Genomic DNA, 22,447 nt, shown 5'->3' on the forward strand with positions numbered 1-22,447 from the left:
CTATTCGTTTTTGTTTTAACTGGTAGCGTGGGCACTGCTTTTGTGCCCACTGATTTAGCCAAGTCGCGTTATTTCTTAGCCTCACATTCTATTGCTCTCATTCGACCAATTTCCACCCGCAAAGCCGAGCCTTTGCCCCGAATCGTATTCGGGCCATTGCTATACATAAAACCAGACCCACTCGGCTGTTGTTGTAGCTCGATGGTGTCGCCATGCCTTACCAACACCGCCACCCCCTGCTGCGGAAAAAAGCGCACAGACAATGTTTCCCCTTGATCGCACATAAAATGCACATCATGCCGCGCCGGTGGTGTGGTTGGGGGTTGGGCATGGCTGCACCCATACAAAAAAGCCAATCCAGCACATAACAAACCATTTCTCATTGCGAATCTCCCTTTAAATACTGCAATAAAATCCGATGTGCCGTCGGCAAACTGGCAAAATGACGAGCACAGGCAGTAAGGGTGCGTTTTGCCCAGCGGTCGGTGAGCGTAATAATCTGCGTTGTCCCCTGACTGCGATACCGCTCCGCCGCCGACAACGGCAACACCCCAATCCCCACCCCTTTTGCAATCAACAAATGCACCGCCTCAAAACTATGCGCCCGCACCCGCAACCGTAAACTGGTGCCGTGCATCCGCGCCACTTTCTCTATAAATTGCTGCATCGCACTCGCCGGATGCACCCCAATAAATGGATAATCCAACGCCGCCGAAAACGGGATCTCACTCATGGTGGCGGTGGGGTGGTCTTTTGGTACTACCAACACCAACTGATTATGAGCACAAATTTGCCGTTCCAACCGCTCAGCACCCACGCTGTGATCGACAATGCCCAACTCCACCTCACCGGCGGCAATGCTGTTGACAATATCGCGGCTTGGGCGGTCGATGATTTCCACCGTAACATCTGGAAAATCACTTAAAAAGCGGCTTAAGGCGTCGGGTAAAAATTCAGTCGATGCCACCGTCGTTGCATACAGCCGAATTTCCGTCACATAACCCTCGGCAAACGCGCCCATTGCCTCGTGTAGTGTCGCTGCCTCTTGTAACAAATTGCGTGCATGGCTTAAAAACACTTCGCCAGCGGGGGTTAAGGTTACCCCCTCGCGTTCTCGCCACAACAAGCGACAACCGACATTCGATTCCAACTTTTGAATCCGTGCCGATGCCGCCGACAACGCCAATGGCAAGCGGCTGGCACCGGCGGTGAGGCTGCCGCTTTCCGCCACATGAATAAACAATCTTAAATCTGTGAAATCGTAATGCAATCTCACCACACTATCCTTTATCTCAGCCTTCGCCAATCGCGAAGTCTTACTGTAACAAATCCGCATGGTGGAAATGGCAGAAATCTTCCACAATCCGCCATCCTCAATTCACTCATCGACAAGCGTACCTTATTATGAGTCCTGTTTCTTTGGCCTTATCACACATGCCGCGTACCTTTGTTGGCCGAGGTGTGATGTTGGCAGTGTTATCTGCATTGGGGTTTTCTGCCAAAGCGATTTTTGTCAAATTGGCCTATCGCTATCAGGTTGACCCCGTTACCTTACTCACTCTGCGCATGTTGTTTGCCTTGCCGTTCTTTATGTGGATGGCGTGGACAGCAGAAAAAGGTGGCACCTTGCCACAATTCGACCGCCGGACTTGGGGCAAGTTGTTCCTGTTGGGGATCGGTGGTTATTACCTATCCAGCATCTTTGACTTCATTGGCCTGCAATATATTTCCTCGGCCCTCGAACGCCTAGTGCTCTACCTCTACCCCACTTTTGTACTGATTTTCTCCGCCATCTTCCTGCACAAACGCATTAGCCGCCAAGCAATGGGCGCGTTGTTGCTGTGTTATGCCGGTATCGGGTTGGCGGTGGCGCACGATTGGCAACATGCCAGCGAAGGCCCAGATGTATTGCTGGGCGTGGCGTGGGTGGCGGCGTGTGCAGTAACGTATGCCTTATACTTGGTCGGTGCTGGCGAGTTGGTGAAACAAATCGGCCCGTTGCAGATGGCGGCGTGGGCAGGGATGATTTCTACCCTCGGTGTGGTAGCGCATTTCTTAGTCACACAAGACCTCAGCCAACTGGTACAGCCGATGCCGGTCTATTTCTATGGTTTGCTGATGGGGATTTTTAGCACTGTATTGCCCGTGCTCTTGATGAACCAAGCGATGGAAATGATTGGGGCTTCGCGAATGGCGATGGTGTCCACCCTCGGCCCAGTGATGACTTTATTGATGGGCTGGGTGATTTTGGGTGAGGCGATGTCATCACAACAGCTGATTGGTGCGGCGTTGGTGTTGGGTGGGGTGATGTGGGTCAACCACAAACCGAAAACCGCCGCTTAATCTCCGTTTGAACATCACTTGTTAGGCTGTTGCATCAAGGAGCTGATACCGCATGTCTTTTACCCCTGCCGACAAACAACGCGCTGCCCATATCACCACTTGGGTGAGTGTGGTCGTCAATCTGATTTTGGTGATCTTGCAGATTGTGGTGGGGTTTTGGGCAAAATCGCAGAGCTTGATTGCCGACGGTCTACATTCTTTGTCCGATTTATTGGCCGATTTTGTGGTGTTGTTTGTCAACCGCTTTAGCCACGCCGACCCCGACCAACGCCATCCCTACGGCCATGCCCGTTTTGAAACCGCCGCCTCGCTGTTCCTCGGTACTATTCTCTTAGTCGCCGGTTTGGGGATGTTGTGGTCTGCCGCTGAAAAAATCCAACATCCAGAGACTATCGCAGCGGTGCATGTGGCCGCGCTGTGGGTGGCGTTGTTTACCTTGGCGGCCAAGGAAATTTTATTCCGCTATATGCTGCGGATTGCCAAACAAGTGCAATCGAATATGTTGATTGCCAATGCGTGGCATGCACGCTCGGATGCCGCGTCATCGTTAGTGGTGGCAGCAGGGATTGCCGGCAATTTGGCCGGTTATACCTTCCTCGACCCACTGGCGGCGGCGTTGGTGGGGTTTATGATTGCCCGTACCGGCGGCAAATTTGCTTGGCAAGCCTTGTCCGATTTAATGGATCAAAGCGTGGATGACAACACCGTGCAAACCATTGAACAGACACTGGCAGCGACATCAGGGGTCTTGGGAGTGCATGATTTGCGGACGCGGAAAATGGGCGATCAGGCTTTAGTCGATGCCCATATTTTGGTCAATGGCAAAATCAGTGTCTCAGAAGGCCATCGTATTGCGGCGCTGGCACGACAACGGGTGAAACAACAATGCCCAACTGTGTTGGATGTATTGGTGCATATTGATCCTGAAGACGACGAAGGCACCTCCGCTTGTTTACAACTGCCCGACCGCAGCGAAATCGAGGCCCTGTTACAGGCGCATCTTGGTGAAGATGCCGCACACATTGAGTGCTTGCTGCATTATTTAGCAGGGCAATTATCGGTGGTGTTGCTGTTACCGGCGACGATAAACCCGACGGATGAACTTCGCTTGTCGGCGTTGTTGGCGGCGCTTAAAAACACCAACGGCGTGGCAGAAGTCATCTGCCAACGCCGTGAGTGGTGAGAGAACAACCCTGCCTTCGGGTTAGGCGTATAAGCTAAACACCTCGCGGTTGCTGGCACCAGAAAAATGCTCGTAGGTGCGTAAGGCGCGGCTGGCATAGGTTGGCGGAATGTTCGCCGCCAGTTGTGGTTGTTCTGTGGTGAGTGCACTGCTGCTGCGTAAGCTACGGGCACGAGTCAGGCTAATTTCCATTTGTGCCTGCAATTCCATCTGTGTGGCACGAGCGGCAACACTGCGGTCTTGTGGCGATGGATCGGGTGGCGCAAGGGCGGTAGCGCGAATTTTCCGTGCCTTTGGCACTGTTTCTTCGGCTGTCCGTGCTGGCGAAGTGTCAATCCCAACCTCACCACCGACGGCATAGTGCTTACCATCTGGGCCTTTCTTATAGTCATAAGTCGGGCCACTGGTAATCAGCTCGCCGCCAACTGCAATGTGCATTTGCTCATGTTGCCGCACACGGCGATCAGTTGAGGCAAGGTGTTGTATTTCGCGCAGTTGTTCAGGCGTGAGGGTGGTTTTGGTGCTGGCATTGCGGCTGTTTTCGCTGTCCACATCGCGTTTGCCGCGATTGTCCACCACCGTTGCACTGGTGTTTTGATTGCCAGACGCATTGCGCCATTCACCAATACGACTTAAGGCCGCAAAGAATGAGGTTTGTTCTGACGTTGCTTGTGCCGTGCTATTGCGTGCAGGCGTTATGACTGCAGCAGGAGTGACGGCAGATAACCCTTCGACACGCATGATACATTCTCCCCTGACACACTTTTTAGCATAGCTGATTTTTTGCTATATGCTTGATTTTACTTTTTACTTGCGTAACAACACGCCCCAAATTGATAAATTTGCGGCGTGTCTCGCATCCAAACAGTATTGTAAAGGCGGTGTTATGCTTTTGCCAACTGACTATTCACCCAATCGGCAACGCTGGCGAGTGCGGCTGGCAATTTTGCTGGCTCGGTACCACCAGCCATGGCCATATCGGGTTTACCGCCGCCCTTGCCACCCACTTGGGCTGCAACAAAGTTGACCAGCTCACCGGCTTTCACTTTTTTGCACACATCTGCCGTTGCACCAGCAGCCAACTGCACTTTATCGCTACTGCGGCTGGCTAACACAATGACTGCCGATTTCAGTTTATCTTTCAGCTTGTCCATTGTTTCGCGCAGTGCGGCGCTGTCGGCTCCGTCCAATTCCACTGCCAACACTTTCACCCCTTGAATCTCTTGGGCCTGTGCTGCCAGTTCATCGCCCATGCTAGAGGCCAATTTGCCTTTCAGACGGGCAATTTCTTTTTCCAAGGCCTTAGCGTGATCTTGCAAAGCGTGGATTTTATTGCCGACATCATCGGTCGATTGCGCTTTCAACTGGTTAGCCGCATCGCGTAATAACGCATCTTGTGCTTGCACATACGCCACGGCAGCTTCACCGGTTACCGCTTCAATCCGGCGCACTCCAGCCGCCACACCGGCTTCGGTCACAATCTTGAACAAGCCAATATCACCCGTCCGCTCGACGTGCGTACCGCCACACAATTCTGTGGAGAACTCGCCCATTTTCAAGACACGCACTTCGTCGCCGTATTTCTCACCAAACAATGCCATTGCACCGGCTTTAATCGCATCTTCATGCTTCATCAAACGGCAATCAACGGCATAGTTGGCACACACCACACGGTTTACCACGCGCTCAATGTCAGCCAATTCATCGGCGGTCACTGGGCCGGTATGGGCAAAGTCAAAACGAGTGCGCTCGTGATTGACCAGCGAGCCTTTTTGCTGCACATGCTTACCCAATACTTCACGCAAAGCGGCGTGTAATAAGTGAGTGGCGGAGTGATTGCGTTCGGTAGCGCGGCGAGCGTGTAAATCAATTGTGGCTTGCACACTGTCGCCTACTTGCAGTTGACCGCGTGCCAAAGTGCCGTGATGACCAAAAGCTGTTGCGGTGACTTTTTGGGTATCGACCACATCAAATAATGCGCCCACACCGCCAGCTGCAACAATTTCACCACGGTCACCGACCTGACCACCGCCTTCGGCATAAAACGCGGTGCAATCTAACACCACCACGCCTTGATCGCCTGCGCTGAGGCTGTTGACGGCTTGACCGTCTTTATACAGTGCCAAAACATGGGCATCGACGCTGCTGCTGTCATAGCCTTCAAAACGGGTATCGCTGCCGCTGTATTCCAACTGGCCTTGGGTTTTAAAGCTAGAAGCTGCCCGCGACAGCGCACGTTGTGCTTCCATTGCGGCATCAAAACCCGCTTGATCGATGGTCACTTCCCGTTCGCGGCAAATATCGGCGGTTAAATCAAGCGGGAAACCGTAGGTGTCATACAGTTTGAACGCGGTGGCCCCGTCGAGGGTCGTGGCTTGATTGGCTAACGCGGCTTCTAACAAGGCCATGCCGTTTTCTAAGGTTTCGGCAAATTTCACTTCTTCTTGTTTCAGCGCGTCTTCAATTTGGGCTTGTTGCTGGCGCAATTCGGGGTAGGCATCGCCCATTTCGTTGACCAAATCTTGCACCAAACGATGGAAGAACGGTTGTTTTTGGCCGAGTTTGTAGCCATGACGAATGGCGCGGCGAATAATGCGGCGCAGCACATAACCACGACCATCATTCGATGGCATCACCCCATCGGCAATCAAGAACGAACAGGCACGAATATGGTCGGCAATCACTTTCAGCGATGGCACGTCCATGCTGAATGGCACACCGACTTCACGCGCAGCGGCTTGTAACAGATTTTGGAACAAGTCGATTTCATAGTTGGCATGAACGCCTTGCAACACCGCCGAGATACGTTCCAAGCCCATGCCGGTATCGACCGAGGGCTTCGGTAAGGGGTGCATCACACCATCTTCGGTGCGATTAAACTGCATAAACACATTGTTCCAAATTTCGATAAAGCGGTCGCCGTCTTCCTCAGGACTTCCGGGAGGGCCACCCCAGATGTGCGCGCCATGATCGTAGAAAATTTCGGTGCATGGGCCGCACGGGCCAGTATCACCCATCTGCCAGAAGTTATCGCTGGCATACGGCGCGCCTTTGTTATCGCCAATCCGGACAATTTTTTCTGCTGGGACACCGATTTCTTCGTGCCAAATAGCGTATGCCTCATCGTCTGTGGCATAAACCGTCACCATCAGCTTGTCTTTCGGCAGGTTTAACCACGCTGGGCTGGTCAAAAATTCCCACGCATAGTGGATGGCATCGCGTTTGAAGTAATCGCCAAAGCTGAAATTGCCCAACATTTCAAAGAAAGTATGGTGACGGGCGGTATAGCCGACGTTTTCTAAATCGTTATGTTTGCCGCCTGCACGCACACATTTTTGGCTGGTGGTGGCGCGGGTATAGGGGCGTTTATCAAACCCTAGAAACACGTCTTTAAATTGGTTCATTCCGGCATTGGTGAATAACAATGTCGGGTCGTCGTGCGGCACCAAGGAACTTGAGCTGACGATTTGGTGGCCTTTGGAGGCGAAGAAATCTAAAAACTTGCGGCGAATCTCAGCAGCTTTCATAACATTCTCTAATCAATAGGGTGGTGGGCATGGCGTACTTGCTTCGCCTACTCAATAGTGATTGTCGCGCCAACAGTACACAAGTTGGCTCGAACATAAACCGACCGATTTTACACCAACCGCGACAATTGCGATGCGGCGAGGCTAAAAACCGCTCAGCGTGGTGCCGATTTTTCGCTAAAACCCGCTGGTTTAAGGGTTTAGCAACACTTTGCCCAAATTGCGATTTTCTTCGAGATAACGATGGGCGGCGGCAGCATCGGCGAGGGCAAAACAACAATCAATAGTGGGGCGGAGTGCGCCACGCAGTATCGCCGGCAAGATATGTTCGCGAAGTGCCTGCGTCAGTTGCTGTTTTTGTGGTAAGCCTTGGCTGCGTAGCGTTGAACCCAATAAACGGATACGTTTGACCAATAACATCGCCAAATCCAATTCTGCTTTTGCCCCTCCCATTACACCAATCACAATTAAGCGGCCATCGGTGGCAAGACATTGCAAATTGCGCTGCAAATAACTGCCGCCGATACAATCTAAAATCAATGCCACTCGCCCCTGTTCGCGTACCACGCTGGCAAAGTCTTGTTCTGAATAGACAATGGCGATATCCGCGCCCAATTCACGGCACCAAGCCGCTTTTTCTGCATTGCCGACGGTGGTGATGACTTTAGCGCCGCGCCATTTGGCCAATTGAATCGCCGCACTGCCAACGCCACTGGCACCGGCATGAATCAATACCGTTTCGCCTGCTTGAAGCTGGCCTAACTCACATAGATTGAGCCACGCTGTCATCCACGCCTCGGGGAGACTGGCGGCTTCTTGCCACGACAGTTCGGCGGGCTTGTGGATGGCACACGCTGTGTCCAATACCGCATATTCGGCATAACCCCCACCGCCGATTAAACCCAATACCGCATCACCGATAGCAAAATCAGTGACAGCGTCACCGACGGCAATCACTTCACCGGCAATTTCTAACCCCAATAAAGGCGAAGCACCGGCTGGCGCGGGATAACGCCCTTGGCGTTGCACAATATCTGCACGATTGACCCCTGCTGCAGCGACTTTCACCAAGAGCTGTGTCGGCGTGATGGATGGCATGGGAACCTCTTGCAATGATAAATCGACTGCGCTGCAGGGCGCTTGATGCACAATGGCACGCATGGGGTATCCTTTTCTTCGTTTGATTCCAACTGAGATGGGCTTTAGGCTGCCACAATGTGGCATCAGCGAACAATGGGGGAACACACAATGACCTATTTTTGGTTTGCGGCGGCGTTATTAGCCGTGGTGGCCGAACTCTTTAGCGGCGCATTTTTTATGTTGGTGGTGGCAGTTGGCCTTGGCGCGGCCGGTGCAGCGGCATGGTTGGCCGGTGACAGTTGGCCAGAATTGCCGTGGTGGGTGGCATCAACCGTGATGTTGTCTGGTTTTTCTTTGCTGTGGCGGCGGCGCAAGGCAAAACAATTGGTGGCGGCATTACCGGATGCGGATATTGGACAGGCGGTGCAGGTGGTGTTGTGGCGCGATGAACAGCACGCACGGGTGCGTTATCGGGGGACAGAATGGGAAGCGCGTTTAGTCGAAGGGGAGCGGCTTGGTCAAGGCCATGAAAGTTATCTGATTGCTGGCCGTGATGGGCATGAATGGCTGTTGCGTTGCCAAACCAAACCAACAAACGAAACCAACAGCGACAAATAAATTGAGGATGTGATCGAATGCAATATAAAAAATTACTGGTGTTATTGAGTTGTGTATTGTCTTCATGGGCCTTGGCGGATGTTTCACCGCCGCCCGAGGCTGCCAGCGGTCGTGTAGAAAAATCAGCCGCTATCGTGGCCGAAAAGGCCATGATTGTTACCGCCCATCCCTTGGCCAGTGAAGTAGGAAAAACCATTTTGCAACAAGGTGGCAGTGCGGTAGATGCGGTGATTGCTGCGCAATGGGTGTTGGGCTTGGTTGAACCGCAATCTTCCGGTATCGGGGGCGGCGGTTTTTTGTTATCACATCATCTGCGTGAAGGGTTGACGGCATGGGATGGCCGCGAGACCGCCCCCGCCAGCGCAACACCCCAGCGGTTTTTACAAGCCAATGGTCAGCCGATGCCGTTTACTGAGGCAGTTGCCAGTGGTCAAGCCGTTGGAACGCCGGGTTTGGTGGCGATGTTGTATGTCGCGCATCAGCGGCAAGGTAAATTGCCGTGGGCTAAGTTGGCTGAACCCGCGATTCGTTTAGCCGAGGCCGGTTTTCCGGTATCGCCGCGCTTGCATACCCTGTTGAGCAAAGAAACCCGCCTACAGCAAGACCCTGCTGCGCGTGCTTATTTTTTCACTGCCGAGGGACAACCCCATCCGGTGGGGACGTTGTTACGCAATCCGGCGTATGCTGACACCTTGCGCCGGATTGCCGCGCATGGGCCTCAAGGGTTTTATCAAGGTGAGGTGGCGCGTGATATGGTCGCCGCTGTGAAAAATCACGCCAAAGCTGGGGATTTGTCGTTGCAAGATTTGGCACAGTATCAAGCCAAAATCCGTTCTCCGCTGTGTGCCCCTTACCGGCAATGGAACGTATGTGGAATGCCTGCGCCCAGCTCCGGTGGGGTTGCGGTATTGCAAATGTTGGGTGTGCTGTCGCGGTTTGAGATGGCTAAGCTCTCTCCTGTGTCGGTAGAGGCCGTGCATCTATTCAGTGAAGCAGGGCGTTTAGCCTTTGCCGACCGTGAGCGTTATCTTGCCGATCCCGATTTTGTCGCTGTGCCGCAACAGGCTTTATTAGACCCTGTGTACTTGGCGCTACGCAGTCAACGAATTGACCCAGTGCGTAGCCACGGCAGTCAGCCTGCCGGTCAACCCGCTGGGGTGAAAACCGCGCAAGCGGAAAACCATTCCGCCGATTTACCCTCGACCACGCATTTGGTGGCGTTTGATGCTGAAGGTGGCGTGGCATCGATGACCAGCTCGATTGAGGATGCGTTTGGCAGTCGCATTATGGTGCGAGGCTTCTTATTGAACAATCAACTCACTGACTTTTCCTTCTTACCAGAAAAAGAGGGTGTGCCAGTGGCGAATCGTCTTGAAGGCGGCAAACGTCCACGCAGCAGCATGGCGCCGACGCTGTTATTCAATCGACAGGGTGAAGCGGTGATGGCTGTGGGTTCACCCGGCGGCAGTTTGATTATCCCTTATGTGGCAAAAGCCATCTTGGCCTTGACCGATTGGCGTTTAACACCGCAAGCGGCAGCAAATTTACCGCATTATGGCAGCCGCAATGCCGCCACTGAGTTGGAACAAGGGCAAGGCTTAGACGGCCTGACCGAGGCACTACAACAACGCGGTCACAGTGTGAAGCTGTTGCCGATGACCAGCGGCTTGTCGATTATTGCCAAACAAGCCGATGGTCGATTGATTGGCGGGGCAGACCCCCGCCGTGAGGGGGTGGTGGCTGGGTTTTAAGCCGCTGCTCCGGTGGCGATGGGGCGGCTTGGTTCGCTGCACCATTCGCTCCACGAACCGGCATACAGTCGGCCACCGTGCCAACCAAGATGCGCCAGTGCCAATAAGTTATGGCAGGCAGTGACACCAGAACCGCATTGGTGAATCGCTTGTTTGGCGGTCTGTGGCGTGAGATAGGTTTGCCATTCGTCACGCAACTGTGACAGCGGCTTAAATGTCCCGTCGGCATTGAGATTGTGTTGAAAGAAGCGATTTTTTGCCCCGGGAATATGGCCGCCAACGGGGTCTAATGTCTCATCTTGGCCAACAAAACGGTTGGGGGCGCGGGCATCAATCAAACATAAATCAGGCTGCGATAACTGCTGTAACACGGTGGCGGCGTTGACCACCTGCTCCAGTGCGGGACGCAATAAAAATTGGCTGCCGTTGCGGCTGGGTTGTAGGCCATCAATTTGGCCTTGTGCCTGTTGCCATGCTTGCCAACCCCCATCCAACACGGCTACAGCTTCATGTCCCAACCAGCGCAACAACCACCATGCGCGGGCAGCAAACATACCGCCTGCATCGTCATAGGCAATCACTTGTTTATCGGCGGTGATGCCGATACGACCGAATAAGCTGGCGAGGCGGCCAATATCCGGTAAGGGGTGGCGGCCATTTTTTCCGGTGCAGGGCCCTGACAAATCGCGGTCGAGATGCACAAAATGTGCACCGTGGATATGAGCAAAGGCATACGCTTGTTCACCGTATCGTGGATCGGCCAGACTGTGGCGACAATCGAGGATAACGATGTTATCGCTGGCAAGGGCGGCCAGTTGTGAAGCAGAAACGAGGGTGGTTAACATGGCTCACGCTCCTTGTTTTCGTTCAACACGCAGCAAGAAAGTCAGCTCACCATTGGCTAACTCTTGCTGTTCAACACCAATAAAATGCAAATCTGACGGCAACAGAATGCTGATGCCTTGTCCAATACCAATGCGGCTCCATTGGCGTTGTAACCGTTTTTGTACTGCTTGAGTGGGGACGGTTTGGGTGGAATCGAGGGCAAAGCCGTAGCTTTCTGCGGCATGGTCGAGGGTGTCTTGCAGTGTTTGCCGTGGCACAAATTTTTCTACCACATCGCTCATGCTGGCAATCGACACCGCTTCTTGTGATTCGCACAACCCTAGCACATCGTCTTTGAACTGTTGTTGCTGTTGTGGGTCAGGCAAAGTGTCGGCCAATTCTGCAATCACCTCGGTCAGCATTTTGCTGCTCGATTGGCTGTCGGGGACGCGCAACGCTTGTAAAAATGCCTCAACCCAGAATTGGCTTTCTTTACCAAAGCGATCTAGCGCATATACCGTGGGGCTGCTCTCCAGTAACAAGGCCCCTTTATCAATCAAGCGTGGGTTAATACCCGAGGCGTGGGCTAGGTCTAAAACGCCGTGTTGATCGATGATGGTGAGAAACTCATCGCGAACTTCGGCTTTGAAAATGCCAATGCCACGTGTCTCGCCCTCGTCACCTAAACCTTCAAACAGAATCACCAACACATCGCCTTCGCTGATTTTGGGATGCTGTGACTGTTGATAGAGATGTTGTGCGATTTGGCGTGAGAGGGTTAAAAAGTCGATTTCTTCGCGGAAAAACTGCCGCGAAAGGGTGTACAGCACATTGTGTTGCAGATGAATGGGGTGGATAAACTGATATTGCCGTTTGCTATCATAAATCCCGTGTAGATAGCCTTCTAAAATCAGTTTTTCCACTGCAGGGCTGACGCTGGCGCTGCGGTCGGACAGCAATAAGGCTTCTTGGCGGGTGGGATTGCCTACACGGTGGACAGCTAAACAGCTCACGCGGGCCGATTGCATCATCAATTTCCTTGTGTCGAAGGTTCGGCAAGAGAGGATAGCTCATTTAATGCAATGGCGGAGGCGGTGGGTGTGGGTTCAATGGTATGTAACCGTGGTTGCACGGCACCGGAGGGGGCAAGGGTTTCTGTCGGCTTGGGTGGGCGGTCGATAAAGTTTTGATAACGGAACGGGGCTTCATCTCGACCAGATAACATCCACACCCCAACCACCGCCGCGCCTACGCTGGCTAAGACCAAGGTAATAAACAATCCCCATAGAATATAACGCATTTGCTAAATCTCACTTTTTTATTGGTCGAATCATAGTGCAATGCACGGGCTGATGTCTTGTTTGTCATCGCAGATGGCCATAGATTGAAGGCTGTTTCTGTTGCCTCAATGTGAGGTGCTTTCGACCAAATGAGCCCAATACTGAGGATAAAATCATGAATGAGAAAATGAAATATCATATTGCTGTTCAGCCAGAGGCGTTTTATCTGACAGAACATTCCCACCCTGACAAAGAGCAATATGTGTTTGCCTATCGTATTCGTTTAACCAATGAGGGTTCGGTATCGGCCAAGTTGTTAACGCGGCATTGGGTGATTACTGACGAAAACGGTCATCAAGAAGAAGTGCGCGGGCCGGGGGTGGTTGGTGAAAATCCACAGCTAGCACCCGGGCAGACTTTTGAATATATGAGTGGAGCACGCTTAAAAACGCCGGTTGGGATGATGCAAGGTTCGTATTCGATGCTGGCCGAGGATGGCACGCAGTTTGAGGCAGAAATCCCTGCGTTTACCCTCGCTGGGCCGCGTGTTTTACACTAATCCTGCCATAGGATTTGGCCGTGGCAGAGTTCGTTGAGCTGTTGTTGGATGCTGTCGCGTTGTTCGCTTTTGAGACTGAAGGCCAGCTCTACCTGTTGGCCGTGGCTGACTTGTTCGAGGCTTAATTGATGTTGGGCTATAACGCGCCGCACCACGCCTTCAAGAGCGTACGGTACGGCACATTGCAGGCGGGATAGGATAAAGACAGGGATTTTTTCCGCCTGCAATAGCGCTTGTGCCACGCTATCAGTATAAGCGCGCACCAATCCGCCCGCGCCCAGTTTAACGCCGCCAAAGTAGCGGACGACGGTGGCTAAAACCCCATCGAGTTGTTGATGGCGCAGGACATCGAGCATGGGTCGTCCGGCGGTGCCGCTGGGTTCGCCATCATCCACCGCTGCCGACTGCCCACCAGCCAATAATGCCCAACAAATATGCGCTGCTTGTGGATGTTCTGCCCACAGTTGTTGTACGCGCTGTTGTGCCTGTTGGCGGTCTGCCATCGGTTCAACGCAGGCGATAAACTGGCTTTTTTTGATGGTCAAGGTGTGGTGGACGGCTTGATGGAGGGTATAGGGCATGGTTTTAAGGCGAATTTGGATGAACATGCGCCGCATGTTCACCCGACAACAAAATTAAATGGTCGATTTGGGCCGCCACGCATTGACCATAGCGACCAGTGAGAGCATCACTGGTACTTCAACCAATACACCGACGACCGTAGCGAGGGCGGCGCCGGATTGTAAACCAAATAGCGAAATCGCAACTGCCACTGCTAATTCAAAAAAATTAGACGTGCCAATTAAACAGGCTGGGCCAGCGATGTCGTGTGCGAGCCGCAACCGTTTTGCTGCCCACCAACTCAAAAAGAAAATCCCATAAGTCTGCAACAACAGCGGAATAGCGATCAGCGCGATGATTGTCGGTTGTGTTAACAGCGTTGGCGCCTGAAAACCAAACAGCAAGACCACTGTTGCAATCAAACCTAACACCGAAAACGGTTTTAGCCGACCGACAAAGTCTGAGACTGCCGCCCCACCCCGCGCCGCCAGCGCCCGCCGTGTTGTCATGCCAGCCAATAAAGGCAACACCACATACAAGACGGTAGAAAGCAACAGCGTTTCCCACGGCACAGTGACATCAGTGACCCCGAGCAAAAACGCAGCAATCGGCGCAAACGCCACAACCATGATTAAATCGTTGACCGATACCTGCACCAGCGTGTAATTGGCATCGCCTTTAACCAGTTGGCTCCACACAAACACCATTGCCGTACACGGTGCGACACCGAGTAAAATCATGCCGGCAATGTATTCAGATGCCGAAGTGGGATCGACCCACGGTGCAAACAGATATTGAAAAAACAGTACCGCTAAACCAGCCATCGTAAACGGTTTCACCAGCCAGTTAATCACCAAGGTTAACAACAAGCCTTGTGGTTTGCTGCCGATCTCTTTTACTGCCGACCAATCAATTTGAATCATCATTGGGTAAATCATCACCCAAATAAACACAGCCACCACCAAATTCACTTGGGCATATTCCCATCCTGCCACTATTTGAAAAGCAGTCGGGAATAGCGAACCCAACGCCACCCCAGCAGCAATACCGAGTGCGACCCACAGGGTTAAAAACCGTTCAAATAAACCCATTTTTTCTCTCTTAGTGTTGGTGAGATTAACAAGGACTTTGACAGCGGGCCGCAGGTAAATCAAAACATGGCACCCCCTGACAGCAATTGGTGGTTAAATAAGCCAATAATTGATTCATGGTATTTAAATCGGCGCGGTAAATTAAATGGCGGCCTTGTCGCTCGACCGTGACCAGATTGGCATGAAGTAATTCTTTTAGATGAAAAGAAATCGCCGACGGTGCTAAACCGAGTTTTTCCGTGATGCCGGTTGGTGTCATCCCTTCGGTGCCGGTTTCAATCAATAAACGAAACAACCGTAAACGAGTTTCTTGAGCAAGGGCGGCGAGCCCAGCAATCACATCAGTTTCTTGCATCACAATTTATCCATGAGAATGAGCCTGAGTTGGCAATTTAAGCGTTGTCAGCCAACACAACAGTAACATCAATGCCGAGCCAAGTAAGGCAGCAGATAGGCCGCCATACTGATACAAAATGCCGGACAACAGGGTACCGATAAACCGACCGAGCGCATTGGCGGCATAATAAAAACCGACATCTTCAGCGGCTTTTTCCGAGCCAGCATACGCCAACACCAAGTAAGAATGCACTGACGAATTGATCGCAAAGGCAAAACCAAACAAACCCAATCCGATCACCACCACCCATGCAAGGGCAGGAGTGTCTTGCCATACAGCAACCGCTAACGCTAAAGGAATCAGCATCAGTATGGCCGACCAGTGTTGTGCCGCTGGCACTTCTGTTTGCAGACCGTTACTGCTGCGTTTGACGATCTGTGGTGCTAAACCTTGCACGACACCATAAGCAATGGTCCACAAGGCTAAAAATGTCCCGACCATGCTAAAAGTCCAGCCGACCGAATATAAAAAGACTGGCAGCCCAACCACAAACCACACATCTCGTGCGCCAAACAACACCACTCGTGCTGCTGCTAATAGGTTGATGGCGCGGCTTTTTGCCAAAAATTCTTTGGTTGAGCGTGAAGCCTTCGTTTTTCCCATCATCTGTGGCAAAGAAAACACCACACCAATCAGGACACAGCCTAACAACCCTGCCATCAACCACAGTGAAGCTTGAAAACCGAAACTTTCGAGCAAAGCCCCACCGAGGAAAAAACCGATGCCTTTCATAGCATTTTTACTGCCGGTGAACCATGCCACCCATTGAAATAATTGCCCATTGTCATTGGCCGTTGCAGCAGCGGCTTGGGTGATTTTAATGGCCGATTTGCTGGCGGTTTTGGTGAGGTCTTTGGCAATCCCACAGATTCCCTGTGCCATCACTACCCAAGCCACCGAAAGCGTCGCTGTCCAAGTTGGATCAAGCAAAGACAGCAAACCAAAGCCCAGTATCTGGGTGCTTAATCCAATGCTTAACATACGAGTAATGCCAAAACGCGCTGCCAGCCAGCCACCAATCAAATTCGCCACAATCCCTGCGGCTTCATACAACAAAAACAGAAAGGCAAGGGTAAAAGGGGAATAACCAAGGCGGTAAAAATGGAATAAAACCAACATCCGCAAGGCACCATCCGATAGGGTAAATCCCCAATAAGCAGCGGTGACAATGGCGTAGTGGCGGGCAGCGTGAGACATGGTTTACAACCCCTGTTGTTCCAGATAGCAAGCCAAATCTACCATCCGGCAGGCATAGCCCATCTCGTTATCGTACCAAGCATACACTTTTAACAAAGTGCCATCGGTGACGAGGGTGGAAGGTGCATCGATGATGGCACTGCGGGTATCTTGTGCATAATCGACACTGACTAAGGGGCGTTCTTCATAGCCTAAAATCCCTGCTAACTCGCCTGCTGCGGCTTTGGCGAATAAAGCATTCACTTCTTCGGCATCGGTAGCGCGGTTGAGCTCAAAGACACAATCGGTCAACGAGGCATTCAACACGGGTGCCCGCACTGCATGGCCATTTAATTTGCCTTTTAGCTCGGGATAAATCAGTGCAATCGCGGTGGCACTGCCGGTGGTGGTTGGGGCGAGGCTAGTCATTGCACTGCGTGCGCGGCGTAAGTCTTTATGTGGTGCATCTACGACTAAGTTGGTATTTGTGGGGTCATGAATGGTGGTGATTTGACCGTGTTTAATCCCAAAATTTTCATGCACAACTTTTACCACGGGCGCAAGGCAGTTGGTGGTGCACGACGCGGCGGTGATAATGGTGTCTGTGGCTGGGTTGTAATGGGTGTGGTTAATGCCCATCACGATATTCAGCACATTGCCGGTTTTGACCGGTGCCGCAACAATCACCCGCTTGGCGCCGCGTGTCAAATGCCCTTGCAAGGTTTCTGGGGTCAGAAACTTGCCGGTACATTCCAACACCACATCTACCCCAAGCTCTCCCCACGGAATCTCTGCCGCAGTGGCATGGGCACTCCAAGATAATTTCTTGTCACCAATCCACAGGCTGTCTTCACCTTCGGCGCGGATGTTTTCGCGCCATTTGCCTTGTACGCTATCAAAAGCCAGCAAATGGGCGGCTGTTGCAACACCGCCTTTGATTTCATTGAGATGGACGACATCAAGCCGATTGTTAGCGCGTGGATCGTCGAGTGGCCGTTCTGCCGCACCCATTGCCGCCCGTAACGCCAAACGCCCAATCCGCCCCATGCCATTGATACCTACACGCATTTTTTATCCCCTTTGTGTTAAACATTTCAACAATGGTTGAATTATTGTAGCAATAGATTGCAGTTTGATGAAACCTGCACCGATTAGGTGGAATAAAAAAGAGCAGCACGTGGCTGCTCTGATGGCCGGTATGAGGAAAATTAGCTGCGGCCAATGTTGTCTAGATGGTGTTTGAGTGACATTGCATCTAATTTGTCGAATGGCAAGCTAATAAACAAGGAAATGCGCCGGCTCAATTGGCGGTAAGCGGCGGAAATGGCTTCACGTTGGGCGGTGTCGCTACCCGTAACGCGGTTTGGATCATCAATGCCCCAGTGTGCAGTCATGGGCTGTCCCGGCCACACTGGGCAGACTTCGCCTGCGGCGTTGTCGCACACGGTAAATACAAAATCCATTTTTGGCGCGTTGGTGGTGGCAAATTCATCCCAGCTTTTGCTACGCAAATCAGCGGTGGGTAGTTTTTGTTGGTTCAACAGTTCGAGCACCAAAGGGTTGATATGGCCAGCGGGTTGACTGCCGGCGCTAAAAGCATGAAATTTGCCTTTGCCGGTGTAATTCAATAGGGCTTCTGCCATGATGCTACGGGCAGAGTTGCCGGTGCATAGAAAGAGGACATTGAAGGGGGCGTGTTCCATGATAAAACCTTGATGTGTGGACTTGTCATCAGGCTAGCAAAAGTTGGTTAAAAAAATATTTCAATTTTGATTGAATTTTTATGGGATATTTTTTAGAGGTGTTTTTTTGAAAGTAACAGATTGATTTTTATGGTATAAAAATATGAGGAGGATAAAATGACCGCAAGAGATACTGAGTCGGGGTTATTGACACGGTGCGCTATTGTTGCCCGTGGGATGAAACAATCTGCACAAGATCAATGTGAAGCCAATGTGTTTCGTTTAGCTGCTATGGTGGTGCAGTCGCGGTTTCCTATCGAGTCTCAGGCTTTGATGTATGCCAGCGAACGCTATTTTGCTTTGCACCCTAATGAAAGATTGCCACCAGCTGAAGTTGTCAGAAAAGGGTGGGTGGTGAGTCTTCCCCGTTTACGTGACATGCTAACGCATCGACTAACTAGCTAATAAAATGGTAGAAAATCAGATTTTTCATACAAAAACCGCACTTGCAGTTGGTCTTCGTGAATTATTTAGTCAATTGCAAGAAAGACTCGCATTAAATTGTCCTGTAAATGTGTATTTAGCCGGCGGTATGGCTGTTCATCTTTATACTGCAAATCGTGTTACAACTGATGTCGATGCTGAGTTTGGTGCCCGAATTTATCTTCCAAATGATTTAATGGTTGAAGTTACGTTGGAGGATGGCACTCCACAGGTGATCTTTTTGGATACCAACTACAATTCAACTTTTGCACTTATGCACGAAGATTACTTAGATAACGCTATTTTTGTAGACTTTGGATTAGAGAATATCCGAGTGCATGTGCTTTCTCCTGTTGATTTAGCGATCAGTAAAATAGCTCGTTTCGCTGATAACGATAAAGAAGACATTAGGGCACTTGCAAGATTAAAGTTAATTCATTCTGAGCAAATTGATGAGCGAGCAAGAAGTGCCATGGCCGGTTATATCGGTGGACAAGCGATGTTAGAGCTTAATCTTAAGGAAGCTGTGATGTTAATTCGCGAGATTGAAAGCGAATCAGTTTGATCAATAAAAACTAAGTAATTTAGGCATCTAGCGTAGATATGAGGTTGGATGGCTGGTATTTGGCAATCCAACCTCATCGCGATAGCTGGTGAAGAAATTAGCTGCGCTTGCCTTGTAATAAACGATTGATGTCCGCTAATACTTCTGGGTTTAGCTCACCGACTTGTGCGGCCAAGCGTAAACGCGCTTTAAGATAGTCATAACGCGCTTGCGCCAAATTGCGGCGGGCGTCTTGATAGGCGCGTTCAGCATTCAAAATATCCAAACTCGTCCTTACCCCAACCTCACGCCCTAAACGCGTTGCCTCTAACTGACTTTTCACCGACTTAAGCGTTTCTTCTCGTGCTTTGACCTGCGCGGCACCATTGCTGACATTTAAGAAAGCGGCGCGGGTGTCTTGTGTCACTTTACGGCGAGTGGCTTCTAATTCCTCACGGCTTTGCTCGGCCAGTGCGGCTTTTTCTCGCAACTGAGATTGCACCCCACCACCAGCAAACAACGGAATCACCACCTCAGCTGCAATACTATTGCTGCGGCCATCGGTGTCATACGCCCCACCCCCTTGGCGATAATCGACCGTATCACGCCCCCAGTTCGCTTTGAGCTGTAAGGTTGGAAGATGACCTGAGCGGCTGACTTCCACTTCTTTCTTGGCAATCGTGTACTGCTTTTGTTTGGCGGCAAGTTCAAAATTCTGTGCCGTGGCGCGGGTCAGCCAAGCCTCTTCTTGCGCCGGTTGTGGCAGGCTAAGCGGCAGGGCCTCTCCCAACGGTTTAAGCTGTTGTGGATCCACATTGCTGAGTGTGCGTAAAGCATCGCGTTTAATCGCTAGATCATTTTGTGCAGCAATTTCTTGTGCACTGGCGTTGTCATAGTTGGCTTGCGCTTCGTAGGTATCGACTACCGTGGCAGTGCCAATTTTAAATGACAATTTTGCTTGCTCAAGCTGGCGAGCAAATGCAGTTTTGGCGGCTTGCGTAAAAGTCAGGGTGTCTTCTGCCAAGAGCACATCAAAATAAGCTGTCGCTACTTTCAGCATTAAATCTTGTTCCGCCACCAGAAATTGATCCTCGGCAATCAGGCTGCGCTGTTCGCTGATACTGAGATTGGCAAATTTAGCCCAATCAAACACCGTTTGAGTCAGAGAAATACCCTGTGTTTTACGGGTGTTATCACCATCACCAATTGGGCTATTGAGATTGCTGGCGCTGCGTTTACTGGAGCGGTTATCGGTTTTGCTATAGCTGGCACTGGCATTGAGCTGAGGCAACAATGGTGCTATGCCTTGCCATTTTTTTTCACTACCAGCTTCACGCGCATAACGCGCTGCGGCATAGCTGGCGTCGTAATCGCGGGCCGCTTGCCAAGTTTGTAATAAATCGGCTGACCACGCTTGTTGTGCCAATAAACCGGCAACGATCACGCTGTACTTTAAGAAATGAGTCATAAGGTTGGGCAATCCTTTGGTTAAATTTCAAGCAACTGTTTGATAGCTGCTAATGCTAGGCGGCAGCTTAGAGACTGTCTAGCGATGTTTGACGGCAAAAGTCGGTTTTCTGGTTTTAGCTATTTTTAGGCATAGATTGTGCTTTTAGCTGGCGCTTGCCAGACAAAAATGGCAATAAAACGCAATGCTGTGCTTTTTTTCTCTGTCTTATCTGGTCTTTTCTAGCGAAAGTTGCTTATAGTCGCCCCCTTCGCTGTTTTGTCAGACAAGTGAAATACACAGAGAAACTCAGCTGTTGTCGGAGATCCCGACACGGTTTGACAACAAAAATCAAGGAGCTGATTCGTCATGAACGAAATCGTCAATGCAGTTAACGGCATTATTTGGAGTCCGGCACTGATTTATCTTTGTCTGGGCGTGGGGTTGTATTTTTCGGTTCGAGGTCGTTTTTTACAAGTGCGCCATTTTAAAGAGATGGTGCGGCTGATGTTTGATGGAAAAAGTTCCGACAATGGCGTGTCTTCTTTCCAAGCCTTGGCGATGTCGCTGGCGGGACGGGTTGGGACGGGGAATATTGCTGGTGTCGCCACTGCGATTGCCTTTGGTGGCCCCGGTGCGGTGTTTTGGATGTGGATGGTGGCCTTTTTAGGGGCAAGCTCGGCTTTCGTTGAATCAACTTTGGCCCAGATCTACAAAGAAAAAGTGGACGGTCAATATCGTGGTGGCCCTGCCTTTTATATTGAAAAAGGCTTGGGCATGAAGTGGTACGCTTGGATCTTTGCTGTGGCAACGATTTTGGCTTGCGGCTTCTTATTGCCGGGCGTGCAAGCAAACAGTATTGCCGCAGGCGTACAAAACGCATTTGGCGTGGTACCTGAAGTTTCCGCTGCGGTGTTAGCGATGCTGTTAGGTTTCATTATTTTTGGTGGTGTGAAGCGGATTGCGCGTTTTGCTGAATTGGTGGTGCCCTTTATGGCTTTGGGCTACATCATCGTTGCTTGCGTGATTATTGCTATCAATATTTCACAACTGCCTGCTGCTTTGATGCTGATTATTAAAAGCGCCTTTGGTCTGGAAGCGGCATTTGGCGGCATCTTAGGGTTGGCTATTCAATGGGGTGTGAAACGCGGCGTGTATTCTAACGAAGCCGGCCAAGGGACAGGGCCTCACCCTGCTGCGGCAGCTGAGGTATCGCATCCAGTTAAACAAGGTTTGGTACAAGCGTTCTCGGTGTATGTCGATACCTTGTTCGTGTGTTCTGCCACTGCTTTTATGCTGATTTTGACAGGGACTTACAACGTCAAAGCGGCTGATGGTAAAAGCTTTATCTATAGCGGTTTAGGTCAGCTTGAACCCGGCCCGATTTATACCCAACAGGCGATTGAAAGTGTTATGCCGGGTTTTGGTGCGGTGTTTGTGGCGATTGCCCTGTTTTTCTTCGCTTTTACGACTATCGTTGCTTACTACTACATTGCTGAAACCAATGTTGCGTATATCAACCGTAAAATTGACCGTCCTTGGTTGACCCTGTTGTTGAAGTTTGGCTTGATGAGCTCTACCGTGTACGGTTGTATCAAAACAGCTGATTTGGCATGGGGCTTGGGTGATATTGGCGTGGGTTTAATGGCGTGGTTGAACATTTTCGCCATTTTGATGTTACAGAAGCCCGCTTTTGCAGCTTTGAAGGACTACGAAGCACAACAAAAAGCTGGGGTTGAGCCCACATTTGATCCGAAAAAACTCGATATTCAACAGGCAGATTTCTGGGAAAAACGCTAAGTTACATCCCTTGCCATCGAAAAACCGGCGCCATTTGGGTGCCGGTTTTTTTTATGTCGAGGAGAAAAATAAAAGATAAAAGGTATGTTTCAGTAAGATG

23 protein-coding genes are annotated in these 22,447 nt (G+C 51.1%); 8 read left to right on the forward strand and 15 right to left on the reverse strand.

Features of this window, described 5'->3' with window-relative positions; translation table 11 throughout:
* Positions 1 to 68: 68 nt before the first annotated feature.
* Positions 69 to 383, reverse strand: a complete 315-nt coding sequence (locus tag ACYVJG_RS04190) for an MliC family protein (RefSeq protein WP_460429936.1) — start codon at positions 381 to 383, stop codon at positions 69 to 71.
* Complete coding sequence (locus tag ACYVJG_RS04195) at positions 380 to 1,276, reverse strand: LysR family transcriptional regulator (RefSeq protein ID WP_460429937.1); 897 nt, start codon at positions 1,274 to 1,276, stop codon at positions 380 to 382. The genes ACYVJG_RS04190 and ACYVJG_RS04195 overlap by 4 nt, the downstream gene beginning before the upstream one ends.
* Positions 1,277 to 1,404: 128 nt before the next feature.
* Between ACYVJG_RS04195 and ACYVJG_RS04200 the strand changes: the two genes are divergently transcribed.
* Together ACYVJG_RS04200 and ACYVJG_RS04205 are read left to right on the forward strand one after the other, a co-directional pair.
* Positions 1,405 to 2,343 carry a DMT family transporter gene (locus ACYVJG_RS04200; protein WP_460429938.1) on the forward strand — a complete coding sequence of 313 codons (939 nt, stop codon included), beginning with the start codon at positions 1,405 to 1,407 and terminating at the stop codon, positions 2,341 to 2,343.
* A 52-nt stretch (positions 2,344 to 2,395) separates the two neighbouring features.
* Entirely contained in the window at positions 2,396 to 3,526 is a 1,131-nt protein-coding gene (locus tag ACYVJG_RS04205) for a cation diffusion facilitator family transporter (protein ID WP_460429939.1), read from the forward strand.
* Positions 3,527 to 3,547: 21 nt separating this feature from the next.
* Here the strand turns inward: ACYVJG_RS04205 and ACYVJG_RS04210 are convergent, their stop codons facing one another.
* The 3 genes from ACYVJG_RS04210 to ACYVJG_RS04220 all read right to left on the reverse strand — a co-directional run bounded on the left by ACYVJG_RS04210 (position 3,548) and on the right by ACYVJG_RS04220 (position 8,214).
* Complete coding sequence (locus ACYVJG_RS04210) at positions 3,548 to 4,267, reverse strand: putative metalloprotease CJM1_0395 family protein (protein ID WP_460429940.1); 720 nt, start codon at positions 4,265 to 4,267, stop codon at positions 3,548 to 3,550.
* Between the two features lie 143 nt (positions 4,268 to 4,410).
* Positions 4,411 to 7,053, reverse strand: a complete 2,643-nt coding sequence (gene alaS, locus ACYVJG_RS04215) for an alanine--tRNA ligase (protein WP_460429941.1) — start codon at positions 7,051 to 7,053, stop codon at positions 4,411 to 4,413.
* A 192-nt stretch (positions 7,054 to 7,245) separates the two neighbouring features.
* Positions 7,246 to 8,214 carry an NAD(P)H-quinone oxidoreductase gene (locus tag ACYVJG_RS04220; protein WP_460429942.1) on the reverse strand — a complete coding sequence of 323 codons (969 nt, stop codon included), beginning with the start codon at positions 8,212 to 8,214 and terminating at the stop codon, positions 7,246 to 7,248.
* A gap of 87 nt (positions 8,215 to 8,301) precedes the next feature.
* On the opposite strand from ACYVJG_RS04220, the gene ACYVJG_RS04225 reads away from it, so the two are divergent.
* Both ACYVJG_RS04225 and ggt read left to right on the forward strand, forming a co-directional pair.
* On the forward strand, positions 8,302 to 8,751 hold the full coding sequence (locus ACYVJG_RS04225) for an NfeD family protein (RefSeq protein ID WP_460429943.1): 450 nt from the start codon (positions 8,302 to 8,304) through the stop codon (positions 8,749 to 8,751).
* Positions 8,752 to 8,768: 17 nt separating this feature from the next.
* Positions 8,769 to 10,502, forward strand: a complete 1,734-nt coding sequence (gene ggt, locus ACYVJG_RS04230) for a gamma-glutamyltransferase (protein ID WP_460429944.1) — start codon at positions 8,769 to 8,771, stop codon at positions 10,500 to 10,502.
* On the opposite strand, the gene ACYVJG_RS04235 is transcribed toward ggt, so the two are convergent.
* Genes ACYVJG_RS04235 through ACYVJG_RS04245 form a run of 3 tightly spaced genes read right to left on the reverse strand, consistent with a single transcriptional unit; the run spans position 10,499 to position 12,627 of the window.
* Positions 10,499 to 11,347: a sulfurtransferase gene (locus tag ACYVJG_RS04235; RefSeq protein WP_460429945.1), complete on the reverse strand. Its 849-nt coding sequence runs from the start codon at positions 11,345 to 11,347 to the stop codon at positions 10,499 to 10,501. The two genes, ggt and ACYVJG_RS04235, sit on opposite strands and share 4 nt — an antisense overlap.
* Positions 11,348 to 11,350: 3 nt before the next feature.
* The gene (locus ACYVJG_RS04240) at positions 11,351 to 12,358 is read right to left on the reverse strand and encodes a nucleoid-associated protein (protein ID WP_460429946.1); all 1,008 of its coding nucleotides are present in this window, start codon (positions 12,356 to 12,358) and stop codon (positions 11,351 to 11,353) included.
* Entirely contained in the window at positions 12,358 to 12,627 is a 270-nt protein-coding gene (locus ACYVJG_RS04245) for a hypothetical protein (RefSeq protein ID WP_460429947.1), read from the reverse strand. The genes ACYVJG_RS04240 and ACYVJG_RS04245 overlap by 1 nt, the downstream gene beginning before the upstream one ends.
* Positions 12,628 to 12,782: 155 nt before the next feature.
* Here ACYVJG_RS04245 and apaG point away from each other — a divergent pair, with 155 nt between their 5' ends.
* A complete protein-coding gene (apaG, locus tag ACYVJG_RS04250; protein ID WP_022652851.1) occupies positions 12,783 to 13,166 on the forward strand; it encodes a Co2+/Mg2+ efflux protein ApaG in 384 nt (127 codons plus the stop codon).
* Here the strand turns inward: apaG and ACYVJG_RS04255 are convergent.
* The 6 genes from ACYVJG_RS04255 to ACYVJG_RS04280 form a co-directional block, all read right to left on the reverse strand.
* Entirely contained in the window at positions 13,163 to 13,774 is a 612-nt protein-coding gene (locus tag ACYVJG_RS04255; RefSeq protein ID WP_460429948.1) for an IMPACT family protein, read from the reverse strand. The two genes, apaG and ACYVJG_RS04255, sit on opposite strands and share 4 nt — an antisense overlap.
* 27 nt (positions 13,775 to 13,801) lie before the next feature.
* Positions 13,802 to 14,818: an ACR3 family arsenite efflux transporter gene (arsB, locus tag ACYVJG_RS04260; protein WP_460429949.1), complete on the reverse strand. Its 1,017-nt coding sequence runs from the start codon at positions 14,816 to 14,818 to the stop codon at positions 13,802 to 13,804.
* Positions 14,819 to 14,843: 25 nt separating this feature from the next.
* Complete coding sequence (locus ACYVJG_RS04265) at positions 14,844 to 15,173, reverse strand: ArsR/SmtB family transcription factor (protein ID WP_022652848.1); 330 nt, start codon at positions 15,171 to 15,173, stop codon at positions 14,844 to 14,846.
* A 6-nt stretch (positions 15,174 to 15,179) separates the two neighbouring features.
* A complete protein-coding gene (gene arsJ, locus ACYVJG_RS04270) occupies positions 15,180 to 16,412 on the reverse strand; it encodes an organoarsenical effux MFS transporter ArsJ (RefSeq protein WP_460429950.1) in 1,233 nt (410 codons plus the stop codon).
* Positions 16,413 to 16,415: 3 nt separating this feature from the next.
* Positions 16,416 to 17,459: an ArsJ-associated glyceraldehyde-3-phosphate dehydrogenase gene (locus tag ACYVJG_RS04275; protein ID WP_460429951.1), complete on the reverse strand. Its 1,044-nt coding sequence runs from the start codon at positions 17,457 to 17,459 to the stop codon at positions 16,416 to 16,418.
* A 140-nt stretch (positions 17,460 to 17,599) separates the two neighbouring features.
* Positions 17,600 to 18,094, reverse strand: coding sequence for an arsenate reductase ArsC (locus ACYVJG_RS04280; protein ID WP_460429952.1), 495 nt, complete (start codon positions 18,092 to 18,094; stop codon positions 17,600 to 17,602).
* Positions 18,095 to 18,250: 156 nt separating this feature from the next.
* Here ACYVJG_RS04280 and ACYVJG_RS04285 point away from each other — a divergent pair, with 156 nt between their 5' ends.
* Entirely contained in the window at positions 18,251 to 18,538 is a 288-nt protein-coding gene (locus ACYVJG_RS04285; RefSeq protein WP_460429953.1) for a hypothetical protein, read from the forward strand.
* A 4-nt stretch (positions 18,539 to 18,542) separates the two neighbouring features.
* The gene (locus tag ACYVJG_RS04290) at positions 18,543 to 19,121 is read left to right on the forward strand and encodes a DUF6036 family nucleotidyltransferase (RefSeq protein ID WP_460429954.1); all 579 of its coding nucleotides are present in this window, start codon (positions 18,543 to 18,545) and stop codon (positions 19,119 to 19,121) included.
* Positions 19,122 to 19,218: 97 nt separating this feature from the next.
* Here the strand turns inward: ACYVJG_RS04290 and ACYVJG_RS04295 are convergent, their stop codons facing one another.
* Complete coding sequence (locus ACYVJG_RS04295; protein WP_460429955.1) at positions 19,219 to 20,568, reverse strand: TolC family outer membrane protein; 1,350 nt, start codon at positions 20,566 to 20,568, stop codon at positions 19,219 to 19,221.
* A 348-nt stretch (positions 20,569 to 20,916) separates the two neighbouring features.
* Here ACYVJG_RS04295 and ACYVJG_RS04300 point away from each other — a divergent pair, with 348 nt between their 5' ends.
* Positions 20,917 to 22,347 carry an alanine/glycine:cation symporter family protein gene (locus ACYVJG_RS04300; RefSeq protein WP_022652842.1) on the forward strand — a complete coding sequence of 477 codons (1,431 nt, stop codon included), beginning with the start codon at positions 20,917 to 20,919 and terminating at the stop codon, positions 22,345 to 22,347.
* The last annotated feature ends 100 nt before the right edge of the window (positions 22,348 to 22,447 follow it).

This window comes from Aquaspirillum soli (genome assembly GCF_054781915.1).